Annotated in this window: 9 protein-coding genes and 1 pseudogene; 6 read left to right on the top strand and 4 right to left on the bottom strand. The window is 40.6% G+C overall.

From position 1 onward, the window contains the following. Positions 1-86: 86 nt before the first annotated feature. The gene (locus PREMU_RS05710; protein WP_007573816.1) at positions 87-782 is read left to right on the top strand and encodes a phosphatidylserine decarboxylase family protein; all 696 of its coding nucleotides are present in this window, start codon (positions 87-89) and stop codon (positions 780-782) included. Further along, a complete protein-coding gene (locus tag PREMU_RS05705) occupies positions 779-1531 on the top strand; it encodes a CDP-alcohol phosphatidyltransferase family protein (protein WP_007573815.1) in 753 nt (250 codons plus the stop codon). The genes PREMU_RS05710 and PREMU_RS05705 overlap by 4 nt, the downstream gene beginning before the upstream one ends. On the opposite strand, the gene PREMU_RS05700 is transcribed toward PREMU_RS05705, so the two are convergent. The 3 genes from PREMU_RS05700 to PREMU_RS05690 are packed head-to-tail and all read right to left on the bottom strand — an operon-like array spanning position 1518 to position 5878. After that, entirely contained in the window at positions 1518-2681 is a 1164-nt protein-coding gene (locus PREMU_RS05700; protein WP_223918564.1) for a DUF6057 family protein, read from the bottom strand. The genes PREMU_RS05705 and PREMU_RS05700 overlap by 14 nt on opposite strands. Before the next feature lie 7 nt (positions 2682-2688). Then, entirely contained in the window at positions 2689-4707 is a 2019-nt protein-coding gene (locus tag PREMU_RS05695; RefSeq protein WP_007573813.1) for an alpha amylase C-terminal domain-containing protein, read from the bottom strand. A 46-nt stretch (positions 4708-4753) separates the two neighbouring features. Beyond that, the gene (locus PREMU_RS05690) at positions 4754-5878 is read right to left on the bottom strand and encodes an MORN repeat-containing protein (protein ID WP_040558046.1); all 1125 of its coding nucleotides are present in this window, start codon (positions 5876-5878) and stop codon (positions 4754-4756) included. A 166-nt stretch (positions 5879-6044) separates the two neighbouring features. Between PREMU_RS05690 and kdsB the strand changes: the two genes are divergently transcribed. The 4 genes and pseudogenes from kdsB to PREMU_RS14480 form a co-directional block, all read left to right on the top strand. Further along, on the top strand, positions 6045-6794 hold the full coding sequence (gene kdsB, locus PREMU_RS05685) for a 3-deoxy-manno-octulosonate cytidylyltransferase (RefSeq protein WP_007573809.1): 750 nt from the start codon (positions 6045-6047) through the stop codon (positions 6792-6794). A 930-nt stretch (positions 6795-7724) separates the two neighbouring features. Beyond that, positions 7725-9011: a radical SAM/SPASM domain-containing protein gene (locus tag PREMU_RS05680; protein ID WP_007573807.1), complete on the top strand. Its 1287-nt coding sequence runs from the start codon at positions 7725-7727 to the stop codon at positions 9009-9011. 5 nt (positions 9012-9016) lie between these two features. Beyond that, complete coding sequence (locus tag PREMU_RS05675; RefSeq protein ID WP_040558043.1) at positions 9017-11359, top strand: outer membrane beta-barrel family protein; 2343 nt, start codon at positions 9017-9019, stop codon at positions 11357-11359. 46 nt (positions 11360-11405) lie between these two features. Then, a pseudogene (locus PREMU_RS14480) lies at positions 11406-11825 on the top strand (cysteine peptidase family C39 domain-containing protein); the annotation flags it as partial. A 24-nt stretch (positions 11826-11849) separates the two neighbouring features. Here PREMU_RS14480 and PREMU_RS05670 read toward each other — a convergent pair. After that, positions 11850-12727: IS1595 family transposase (locus tag PREMU_RS05670; protein ID WP_040558041.1), on the bottom strand; the 878-nt coding region annotated here is incomplete at its 5' end.

Raw genomic sequence — 12727 nt, 5'->3', positions numbered from 1 at the left:
TTGTGTGTTTAATATAAAATATTTACCTTTGCAGTGAAAAGGAAACACTTATTCGACCCTGCATTTTTACAGTCAGGTTACAAGTCATGGGCAAAAGAATTAAGAAGCTTAAGAAGATACGTATACATAGAGAGGGCATTGACCAATTGGTTGGTGGCTTCGTCTTTATTGCTATTATGGGTTTTATCCTCTGGCACTATGTAGCCGCAGCATGGCCTTTTTGGACTTTCATCATTGCTTTCGGTATTGTTTATGCCATTGCTGTCAATTTCTACCAGTGTCCTATACGCTATCTGAACTTAGAGGATACGAACGGCATAGTGGTAGCGCCAGCTGACGGAAAGATCGTCGTCATAGAAGAAGTGAATGAAAACATCTACTTCCACGACCGCCGCATCCAGATCTCCATCTTCATGGGCATTACCAATGTTCATGCAAACTGGTTTCCCGTTGACGGGTGCGTAAAGTTTGTGAAACACTTTAACGGCAACTATCATAAGGCTTGGCTCCCCAAGGCAAGCATGGAAAACGAGCACGCCGACACTATGATTACCACCGACGATGGCACAGACATTTTATGCCGTCAGATTGCCGGGGCTGTCGCACGTCGTATCATCACTTACGCCAAAGAGGGAGAGGAATGCTTCATTGACGAGCACCTGGGCTTTATCAAGTTGGGGTCACGCGTAGATATTTTCCTGCCTCTGAATTCAGAGATATGTGTCAAGATGAATCAGAAAACTGTAGGAGATCAGACAATTATAGCAAAATTAAAGAGATGAAACTCATTAATTTCCCAAATATTTTGACTTGTTGCAATCTCATCTCAGGTTGCATCGCCACGTGCTTTGCTTTTTTTGCCAGCCCTGATTTAGCACTGTTATGGATTATCATCGGTGCGATATTCGACTTTTTCGATGGCATGAGTGCAAGGGCATTCCATATATCTTCCCCCATTGGGAAAGAGCTTGATTCCCTTGCCGATGATGTTACATTTGGCGTAGCGCCCTCCACTATCATTTTTTCACAATTGGTTGTAATGCCGTTTCCTTCTGCATTAGGTAGAGCTGCCGACTATATTCCTTTCATTGCCTACATTATGGCGGCCTTTTCAGCACTCCGTCTTGCCAAGTTCAATCTTGACACACGACAGTCCATGGGCTTTATCGGACTGCCCACCCCTGCCAATGCCTTGTTTTGGGGGTCACTGATTCTCTCTCTTGGCAGTTGGTTCGAAACGCTGACAGCCGGTGCATGGATAATAATCGCCTTGATGCTCCTGAGCTCTTGGCTGCTCATTTCTGAAATACCCATGTTTGCCTTGAAGTTCAAGCATTGGAATTGGAAAGGCAATGAACTTCGCTATTCTTTCATTGCATCTACAGCTATTATTATCCTGGCGTCCACCATCTTTTACGGTATCAAAGGGCACGGCTTTCTTGCTGGCTTCCTGTGCTCATGGTGGATTGTAATCTTGATCTATATATTCACTTCTATTATCAATGACAAACTGACCCCTACACGCTCCTAACAGGATGTGTGGCAGCATGAGTCAAATAGTAGAACCAATAAGTAGTGCCGAAGTTGTCTTTTACATTTGATATTCTGGCAGTAGGATCAGAAGACAAATAATAAGCCTTCTTGAAGTCCTCATAGTCTGCGTCCATTGTCGATTCCCGATAGATGATTTTCGGCTTCTTTCTCAAATGGTTGTACAGTACCAGTGCTTCTCGAAAAGCTTTGGGCAAAGGTTGAGTGACTTGATAATAGCTCGGCAAAGTCTTGACGAATTGATCGAGATTACAATCAAGCAAATAAGCGCAAAGTAACCAATCCTTTGAGACCTTATTAGTGTACTTGCTTTTGTTGACAAATTGAAGATAGGTCAAAGGCCTCAGTTTCTCCTTAAACACCACACCAAAGTTAGCATAGATACTGTCTTCTGGCAGCATCATTACCTTCACGGAAGTGCCATTCGGAAACATAGCATCAGATCCACCAGTCAAAGGATACTCAAACAGCCGTTCGCAAAGGCTGTTTGTCTTGGTCAATGCCAATATACGGAGCATTGTCAAACTGCTGTCCGTCTCTTCCACATGCTTGCCAACCCGTGCGGCTGCCACATAATCTCCTTTCAGTAAATCACTCTCCATGCGCATACGACAATGAAATACCGTATCAGAACAGCCTATTCCACAAACAACAAGAGCCATGATCAACATCTGCAAAAGATTCACCCATGTCAAGCGCGAAAAGAGACCAAACGACAAAGAAACCGGTTCCATAGACTCCAGCTGCTTGAAGAACCACACCACACCCACATAGAGAACCATCAGCAAAGGGAACAGCCAAAGCCAGACACCCAAATAATTACCAATGGCCAAATGGGGAGAGACATCGGTCAAGACTGCCAATAACAACAACGACGGAATATAGGTCAAGGCATGCGCACGGTGGTTAAGCTTCGAAGCAGCATGAACAGCTATCTGTACCAACCACAAAGACAACGTGATGAGGATTGTTCCTATCACCTTATTATAATGTGTGGCACCATTTGACAGCACATGTTGGGTAACAGCCAGAATGTCTGACTGATACTTGTAAAGATAGAGAGAAGTGAAAACCAAGAAAAAGATGGCACAGATAATTCTCATGCTCATCGTGCCATCTTTGCGTTGCATTGACATCCTATTTCTTCTTTCTTAACACTACTGCCGTGCGGGCAGGGATATAAAGCTTCAGCCAGCCCTTGTCATCCTTCTCATAGAGAGGATCAAAGTTGGTAAAGTGAGCCACAGTGTCGTCGGCGAGTCCGTTTCCACCGAACACCTTCGCGTCGGTGTTGAGAACCACCTGGTATTCGCCATTCCTCACCAGGAAGCCATAATCTGCGAAGCTTCTCACTGGAGAAAAATTGAAGACAAACACCAGCTCTCCCCGCTCAAAAGCGAGAATCTGATCACCGTCATTGTGCCATATCTCCTGTACGGGGGTGAGATTAAAGTTCTTCTCACTTTTAATGACAGCAAGCATGGCTTTGTCGAAATCACCGAGATAATGGTAGTCAAGGTCAGGATTATCAACCAGGTTCCACTGACGCCGAGCGTACTTGTAACTCCAGCCATTACCTTCCCGCGGGAAGTCAATCCATTCGGGATGTCCAAACTCATTGCCCATGAAATTAAGGTATCCGCCATTCATGGCAGACGCTGTCACCAGCCTGATCATCTTATGCAAGGCAATGCCCCTGCGCACGAGATCGGTTTCATCGCCATGTTTAAAATGCCAGTACATATCAGCGTCTATCAGTCTGAAGATAATGGTCTTGTCTCCCACCAATGCCTGGTCGTGACTTTCACAGTAAGAGATCGTCTCCTCGTCAGCACGACGGTTCTTCACTTCCCAGAAGATGCTGCTGGGTTTCCAGTCCTCATCTTTCTGCTCCTTGATGGTCTTGATCCAATAGTCAGGTATATTCATGGCCAGACGGTAATCAAAACCATAGCCACCATCCTCATACTTAGCAGCAAGGCCCGGCATGCCACTCACCTCCTCGGCAATTGTGATGGCATTAGGATTCACTTCATGGATGAGCTTATTGGCCATCGTGAGATAACAAATGGCATTGTCGTCCTCATGTCCATTGAAATAGTCACCATAGTTGGTGAAAGCCTCGCCCAAGCCATGGCTGTAATAGAGCATTGAAGTCACGCCATCAAAGCGGAAACCATCAAAATGGTATTCATCCAACCAATACTTACAGTTAGACAACAAGAAATGAATGACGTCATCCTTACCATAGTCGAAACAGAGACTGTCCCAAGCAGGATGCTCATGCCGCTCGCCTGGATAGAAATACTGATTGGGATCACCCGCAAAGTTACCCAATCCCTCCACTTCATTCTTCACGGCATGCGAATGCACGATATCCATGATGACGGCGATACCCTGCTCATGGGCGGCATCAATCAGTGCCTTCAGCTCCTCGGGAGTACCAAAACGGCTCGACGGAGCAAAGAAGGAACTCACATGATAGCCGAAACTGCCATAATAGGGATGCTCCTGAATGGCCATGATCTGCATGGCGTTATATCCGTCCTTCACGATTCTTGGGAGGACGTTGTCTTTAAACTCTGTGTAGGAACCCACTTTCTCAGCATCCTGCGCCATTCCGATGTGGCACTCATAGATGAGCAATGGATTACGGGAAGGCTTGAACCTATTCTTCTTCCAATGGTATTTTCTGGGAGCCCAAACCTGTGCTGAGAAAATCTTTGTCTGATCATCCTGTACGACACGTGTTGCCCATGCGGGGATACGTTCGCCCGCTCCCCCGTTCCACTTGACATGCATCTTAAACAGGTCACCATGCTTTAAGGCCTTAGTGGGAAGCGTGAGCTCCCAGTTACCCGTACCCACTATCCTTCTACAACGATAGGCTTCCTGTTCGGTCCAATCATTAAAGTCGCCGACAAGATAAATATCAGTTGCATTAGGTGCCCACTCTCGGAAAACCCAGCCCCCGCGTACTTTATGCAAACCGTAATAATCGTAACCGTTAGCAAAATCAGACAGGGTCAGTTTGCCATTTTGAGTGAGCTGGCTGATTTTCCATACAGCATGATCATGACGCCCTTTTATGGCATCCTCAAAGGGCTCAAGATATGGATCGTGAGCCACAATACCGATATGTTTCTCTTTTACCATAGTATGAATTGGGTTTATGAAATTTATGAATTGATGAGTTTGCGCATTATTGATCGTTGAACCGTTTGCCGTTTTCATAATGACCGGTACAAGTGACTCTCCCATTGCCGTCTTTCTCCACGAACCGGCCGTCACGCACATCATTGACATAAGAGCCTTCAAAACGCTTGCCGTCTTTCGTTTCCTCTATGCATTTGCCGTTTCGCTTGCCGTTTTTGTAGGTTCCCTTAAATCGTGAGCCATTACCATAATGAATCACGACTTCTCCCTCAATCTTTCCGTTTTTGAAATATCCCTCAAAGACATCGCCATCTTTCTTGGTCAGTTTGCCATGCCCGCTAAGCTGGTCATTCTTCCACTGGCCTTCGTACTTGTCTCCGTTGGCCCAAACGAATGTGCCCACTCCATCACGGTCTCCCTCATTGAAATGTCCGGTATAGCGGTCACCATTGGCATATCGGAATATTCCCTCGCCAGTGCGCTCGCCCTGATCATAATCGCCTTCATACTGGTCACCATTCTGGAAAAGGTAGATTCCGCGTCCCTGCTGGATATCATCTTTCCACATGCCCTTATACACATCTCCGTCTGCATACTTGTTCACCCCGTAGCCAGAACGCTGGTTGTCAGCCCAGTTACCTCTGTATGTAGTGCCATCACCCCAGTCGAAGAAGCCTTTTCCCTCTTTCTTGTCATTCTTCCACTGTCCATCATAATAGGCGCCCGTGGAAAAAGTGTACTTACCCCTGCCCTGCCTCATGTCGCGGAACCAATCGCCATCGTAGACATCGCCATTGAAATAATACATCACGCCATGTCCCTGCTGATAGTCACGAAACCAAAGGCCCACATATTTATTGTTGTTGCTGAAATAATAGGTTCCTCTCCCATGCTGTTGGTTGAGGACCCATTGCCCGTCGTACCTCTCGCCGTCAGCAAAGGTGTACACACCATGCCCCTGGCGTTTACCTTTCACGAAATCGCCGTCATAGGTATTGCCGTTCTCAAAGACAACACTACCCTTCCCATCGGGCTTACCCGAAGACATTTCGCCTTTATAAGTGCCCTTAACGCCTAACTCGTCTATCTCGCAAGTCCCTATCGTAATCTTTTGAGCAGAGACGAAGAGTGGCAACATCAGAAAGTAGATAAATAATATATAATTTCTCACGCTTCAAGTTCTTATGTCAATATTGCTTCAAAGATAGGCATAAAATATGAAAGAAGACAAACGGAGCATTCTTATTTATGACATTATGGTAAGAATTTAACAATATTAATCATTTTTGCGCATTTGATTTTGTAATTTTGCAGCATATTAGTACTTTACATTCACCATGAATATCATAGCCATTATCCCCGCGCGCTTTGCCTCTACCCGCTTTCCAGGCAAGCCGCTTGCCATGCTCGCTGGCAAGCCCGTCATTGAACATGTGTATGAACAAGTAAGTCAGGTGCTTTCCGAAGTATGGGTTGCCACCGACAACAGCCGCATTTACGATGCCGTCATCGCCTTTGGCGGAAAGGCCGTCATGACCAGGGCCGACCACAAGAGCGGCACCGACAGAATAGAAGAGGCCGCCGAGAAAATAAATTCCAAGGCGGATGTCATTGTCAATGTGCAAGGTGACGAGCCCTTTATCCAGCCCTCACAGATTGAGACACTGTGCGGACTCTTCGACAACCCCACTACACAGATCGCCACTTTAGGCAAGCCTTTCGATTCGATGGATGCAGTAAGAAACTCGAATTCACCAAAAATAGTGACAGATAACAACGGCTTCGCACTCTATTTCTCACGGTCGGTCATTCCCTTTGTACGTGGAAAAGAGCCAGATACATGGCTCACACAGTTTCCGTTCCTCAAGCACTTAGGCATCTATGCCTACCGTAGAGAGGTCTTGCGTGAGGTGACAAGTCTGCCCATGTCGACCTTGGAGAAAGCTGAAAGCCTTGAGCAACTGCGATGGCTACAAAACGGTTACCGCATCCGCGTGGGTATCACCAACGTCGAGACCGTCGGCATTGACACGCCCGAAGACCTGAAACGGGCAGAAGAATTCTTGATTAACCAGGAGAAGCAATAACGGTGCTATCGCCTTTACACCGTAGACGCATCGCCTCTACGCCGTAAACGCATCGCCTCTACGCCGTAAACGCATCGCCTCTACGCCGTAAACGCATCGCCTCTACGCCGTTAACATAAAGCTCTAAAGTAACCAAAGGAGAATAAGAGAGGTTGGAACGTAAACAATTGGGAATGAGTAGATTTGCACAATGTTGCCGAATCGGCATAAAGCAAGCGAGTGAGGAATATTGAAGTAGTTCAGTTACCAAATCGTGAGCCATAGTTACCTATGCAGAACTGGTAACAATGCAGAAAGGCAACTTTGTGCATCAACGGATTTTATTGCGCAGATTCTCAATGTTTTGCATATCAAGGAACGCTTACAAAATGACAAAAAGTTTTATTTTCGTTTCATTATGCAAAGTATAACCACGTACAACTTAGTTTAATGTAGTTTAAATATTCTTCAAAAATTACTTTGTTTCAAAAAGTATTTATACCTTTACATTTGGAATACAAAATGAGACAAATAATTGCAGTTTGCCTTCGTTTTGGTGCAATTATTCCGATAACCTTTGCGCAAGGTTGATACAGCCCCGTCTGGGTAAAAAGGCGTATACTTTCCAAGAAACGTTAGATTCCAAGATTTAAAACATTCGTTGAATTTTTTTAGAAAGGAAACAGACAATGAAAAGAGATTTTAAGTTTGAAACCCTTAATGGAGAATCCTTGTCCAATGTAAAAGGAGGAAGCGAGGCAACAAAACACACTCACATGTCACAGTCTACGGATCATGCGTGTGGAAGTCATGGTTGCCAATTTTCGTCAGGGCTGCTCATCTATAGAGGCTAGTCTTAGAATAGTTGCGAATCAGATAGTATAACAACTTTCTAAAATGTATAATGGGTGTGCTACTAATGCTTTAGCACACCCTTAATATATAAACAAAATGACAAGTGTTTGCAAAAAACAAGATTTGAAAGAATTTGATTTAAATAATCAAATATACATATTAGATCCACTAGATTTGGAATTGTATCATATATTTTCTCCGTTAGACATAGAGAGTTTATATGAAAGAGTCATTATACCCAAAAGAAATAGTGTAAAAATATCTCCAAATTATAACTTTGACAAATCAAGTAGAAAGATAGATGTTGTTAGTTTGGACATTTCTCACGGATGCACTTTGAAATGTTCTTATTGTTATTTATCAGCAGGGTATCATAAAAAAGAGATGATGTCTAAAGGGCAATTTTTAGAGATACTAAAATTCCTTGCTAAAAATAATTCCAATAATGTTACCTTTTATTTTGCAGGAGAGGGAGAGCCAACTTTAAATTTCAATTTGTTAAAACAAATTCCAAAGTTATGCAAGGAATTTGGATTTGAAAATAGTCATTTTGAAATAACGACAAATGGCACATTATTGTCTTCTTCTGTTATTAAATTTTTAGAAGAGGAGAAATTTACTGTAGCTATTAGCCTTGATGGAGATAAGGAAAATGATAGCAAACGAGTATTTCTAAATAACACACCAAGTTTTCCCTTAGTCATCAGAAATATTCTTACCCTTAAGAAAACTAGAATAAAATTTGCGTGTAAAGCAACAATTATGCCAGAGAATAAGCATATTGTACAAATGTTCCATTTCTTTGAAGATAACGAAATCCCTTTCTATCATGGGTTCGCCACAAGAGCATTTAATGGCAGTTATTTACCTCAAATAGAAGATGTAAATAATAATCTTAAGCAACAATTTAGTTTTTTAGTTGATTATTATGTATCTAGGATAAAGAACAATAAGTATGTTTACGCTCGCAAACTTATAGAAGACGTAAGAAGAATCCAATGTAAGACAACGAGCTATACTGGATGTAGTGCTGGAATCAATTCCTTTTATTTCAATCTAAAAGGGGATGTTTATGTTTGTTCTAGCCATAATAGTTGTAAAGAATTATGTGTTGGCAATATTCATGATGGTATTGATTACGAAAAAATAGATAAACATAATTTTTACCCAAAAGAAGTTGACAGGTATGAAAAATGTAAAGGATGTTGGCTAAGACATCTTTGCTCTGGTTCATGTATTGCAGCAAAATGGCTTGAATCTAAGGATACGACTATACCATCAGCATATCATTGTGCATTAAACAAGATGTATTGGGAAGCAATTATTAGAATTTTCATACAGATACAACCATATATTAAGAATAATGTAAACTTCAGAGGTTAGCTATAATGAACAAAATATTATTTTTCATAATTACGATGCTTTTTGCAAATTTGTCAATAGATGCACAGTCTTACAAACTACATGGACATGTGTATTTTCATGACAAATTGCAACCTCTTTCGTACGCATCTGTCAAAAATTGTAATACACAACAAGTCGTATTGTCGGATTCCGTTGGATATTTTGAAATCCAAGTGAACAAAAATGACAGCCTTGTTTGCAGTTATATTGGATATGCAGATAAAGTTGCATTCATCTCGGGTGAAAAAACAATAGATTTTTGCCTAAATGACAATGCGCAAAATCTTAATGAAGTTAAAGTAATTGGTAGAAGAAAGGCTATCCAAATGTCACATGATGGTTTTATTATCAACATGGATGTGATTAACAAAAATGGGAAATTGTTTTCTGATATATTGCCACAAATACCCTTGATTAATATTAAAGGTAGTATCATATCTATGGTAGGTAAAAATGAAGTCCTTGTTTTCTTGAATAATCACCAACTTTATTTAAAAGGTGATGAATTAATGGCTTATTTGAATTCTTTAGGAACAGAAAATATACAAAAAATTCAAGTACTATCAACTCCACCAGCAAAATACGAAGCCAACGAAAATATTGGCATTTTAAAAATTGAAACACAGAAAAAAATAAACCCAGGATTACAAGCTAATTTACTGGGGAAAGGGAGTATTGCCCACTATTTATCTTATGGCACTTCTGCAAAAATTCTCTATTCAAGTAAAAAGTTTAGTGTAGAGACTGCGGTATTAGGTAGTTACGAAAAACTATTCACGCATAGTCAATATAGTAATATATTTAAAAATTATATAGTATCTACAAACAGTCCTAAAAAAAGCGAGGAAGATTTTGCTGGAATACTAACAAATTTAAATTTAATTTTAGGCCAACATGATAATATATCAACAATGTTACAGTTGCCGTTACTTAGTAAGATTAATAATCGAGACATTGCTAATGACACGAAATATTTTACTATAAACAATATACAGGAAGATTCCCTAATGTCATCTAAAGGATATGGGAAATCAGCAAATTATCAAACGAATTTAGAAATAAATTATGCTCATTCTTTCAATGACAAATCTAATCTTAATATAACACTTGGCTACATTAACAGCTATGAAAGAAACTATAGGAATTGGCTTTCACTTACAAGAACGGCATTAACAACATTAGATGAAAATTTTTATAGCGCAGGTCACCAAAAGAATGATATATATACCTTCAAAATGGATTTCGACAATTCGTTTAAGAATTGGAAAATTAGTGAAGGATATAAATTCTCTTATATCAACACAAAGTCGTATAATGAAGAGGATGAAAAATTGGTTTATTCTACTTCACACAACTTGTTTGGATATAGAGAAGCTAACAATGCTCTATATGTAAATGCAGAGAGTTCAATAAAGTCAATTCAACTTAGTTTGGGCTTGAGAGCAGAATTTACTTATACAAAAGGACTCTCTTATACTTTAAACACTATCAATAACAACCATTATTTAAGACTATTTCCTGTTGTAGGTATAGAATACTTAATAAATAATAGTAATACTATAAGCATTGATTATTCTGGAAGAATTAAGAGACCAAATTTTCAACTATTAGACCCTTTTAGATGGTATACAAGTAAATATGATTACTCTGAGGGAAATCCGTTCATGAAACCGTCTTATATACATAATGTAAGCTTGTCTTATATGTGCAACAATTCATTTTATACAAAAATGTATTTTACTAAGACCAACAAAGATTTTGGAAAAATGGTATTTTTGGATTCAGAAAATATTCAAAATCAAGTAGAGCGAGCAGGAAACTTCTTTGACATATCTGCTTTTGGAATTAATGTTGAATATAATTTTCAGTTAGGTTCTTGGTTAGAAACTAATTTGACAGGAGATATTACATATTCAAGCTATATTTCAAATCAGACATCCTTTAAGAATGTAAAAGGTTGGGGAAGTGATTTTTCGTTGAACAATACATTTTTTTTAGGTAAGAGGTTGTCTTGTTTTTTGTACGTTGAAGATGACATACCTGGATATTATAATTATAGAAAGACAAAAAATACCGTTCTTTTAAACTTAGGGCTGTCATATACAAACAAAAATAAGACTATGATTGTTAGCATTAAAGCAGAAGATTTATCCAAAACGTCGAATCCAAAATACTCTTATTATTCCAATGGGATTAAACAAGAGTTTAACAACTATTATGATAGTCAACATTTGGAAATAACTTTAATAAAAAAAATTGGAAATATTTTTAACAAAGCAAAACAAACTTTTCAGTCATCAAATTCTGAAGAAAGAAATCGTTTATAAATTCTATCAGAAAAATAGTGCGGTAATGTAGATTTCAAAATAACAAATGAAGAATCATTTTCCTATAGAATATCAGCATGATAGCATGCAATGTGGCATAGCTAGTTTGCAGATGGTATGCAAATATTTCGGCAGAGAATATTCTTCTTATTCTCTGTCGAAAATATGTTTTGCTACAACGGAAGGTGTTTCAATGTTAGGTATCAATGAGGCGGCTAATACTCTTGGATTACATACAGCATGTGCAAAAACTTCTATCGCCACGTTGAACGAAGCACCCTTGCCCTGTATTCTCCATTGGAATCAAAATCATTTTGTAGTTTTATACAAGGTGAAGAAAGGGAAGATATTCTATGTAGCAGACCCAGGAAAAGGATTGGGGACTTATAATCTTGATGAATTCAAGAAGCATTGGATTAGCACAAGGACCAATGATGAGGACAAGGGCATTGTTATGTTTTTGGAATATGAATATCCGCAATCATCCAAATCAGTAAATCCGATGCTTGAAACTCGTCCTATAAGTGCATGCGCAAAGCTCAAGCCTGTCGAACAGATGAAATCCGAAATATCTTCGGTTGAACTTATAGCAGAACTCGTTGAGGTAGAGCTGCAGAAAGTCCTCCTTGATGTCATGGTACGTGTCAAGAATACTCCTCTTTGCATTGCTGATGGATATGTGTACCCATGGAAGCACCTTGCCGACCATCATCTTGTCCCTTATCTTATATGCTTTATGCTTAGCGACAATTTTGTTCGCTGTAAGTACCGCGTAAGACTTCGTGGCATCTATGGTGGCATCAGCTCCGGCATCTATGGAATTCTTTATTTTGTCTTCCTCCGTAGCCGCCTTCAAGTCCGGTATGACTTCCATCTTGATATGATCGACCCGTTTCCCAGTGCTGTACTTTTTCATTGGTGTGTTTGTAGGAACAGAACTTTCCGCCATGACAAGCACGGCCGTCTTCCGTTGGCTTCCATGTCCACGCTTGAGAGAATGCCATTTTTCACTGTCAGGCGTCTCCGTGGAGAAGAATCCTTCATCAAGTTCCACTTGGTCAAACAGCCTGTAGAGGCTGTCACGCTTACCCATCACGTCACGCAGCTTATGTATCATTTCCCAGACGGGTTGGTAGCGTTTCCTTCCAAGCTGGCGCTGTACCTCCAAGGCGGATATGGCCCGCTTCGTACTTACTATCAGAAACATTGCCACGAACCAATCGAAAATCGGCAGATTACTGCCTTGCATCACTGTGCCGGAACGGAGGGTAACCTCATGACCGCAATCCATACATGTCCAAGACTTATGACTCGGATTCCAACTGAGGTGCAAACCGCCACATTCCGGACAATAAAGAGTATGGCATT

Source organism: Hallella multisaccharivorax DSM 17128, assembly GCF_000218235.1.
GTDB classification, from domain to species: Bacteria; Bacteroidota; Bacteroidia; order Bacteroidales; family Bacteroidaceae; genus Prevotella; species Prevotella multisaccharivorax.
The sequence above is the reverse complement of the archived record's forward strand: the minus strand, read 5'-3'. Positions and strand labels throughout refer to the sequence as shown.

What these genes read in the sequence shown, in the direction of transcription:
- PREMU_RS05705 (WP_007573815.1), top strand. Translation starts at nt 779, where the DNA reads ATGAAACTCATTAATTTCCCAAATATTTTGACTTGTTGCAATCTCATC.
- PREMU_RS05695 (WP_007573813.1), bottom strand. Translation starts at nt 4,707, where the DNA reads ATGGTAAAAGAGAAACATATCGGTATTGTGGCTCACGATCCATATCTT.
- PREMU_RS05680 (WP_007573807.1), top strand. Translation starts at nt 7,725, where the DNA reads ATGACAAGTGTTTGCAAAAAACAAGATTTGAAAGAATTTGATTTAAAT.
- kdsB (WP_007573809.1), top strand. Translation starts at nt 6,045, where the DNA reads ATGAATATCATAGCCATTATCCCCGCGCGCTTTGCCTCTACCCGCTTT.
- PREMU_RS05700 (WP_223918564.1), bottom strand. Translation starts at nt 2,681, where the DNA reads ATGCAACGCAAAGATGGCACGATGAGCATGAGAATTATCTGTGCCATC.
- PREMU_RS05675 (WP_040558043.1), top strand. Translation starts at nt 9,017, where the DNA reads ATGAACAAAATATTATTTTTCATAATTACGATGCTTTTTGCAAATTTG.
- PREMU_RS05710 (WP_007573816.1), top strand. Translation starts at nt 87, where the DNA reads ATGGGCAAAAGAATTAAGAAGCTTAAGAAGATACGTATACATAGAGAG.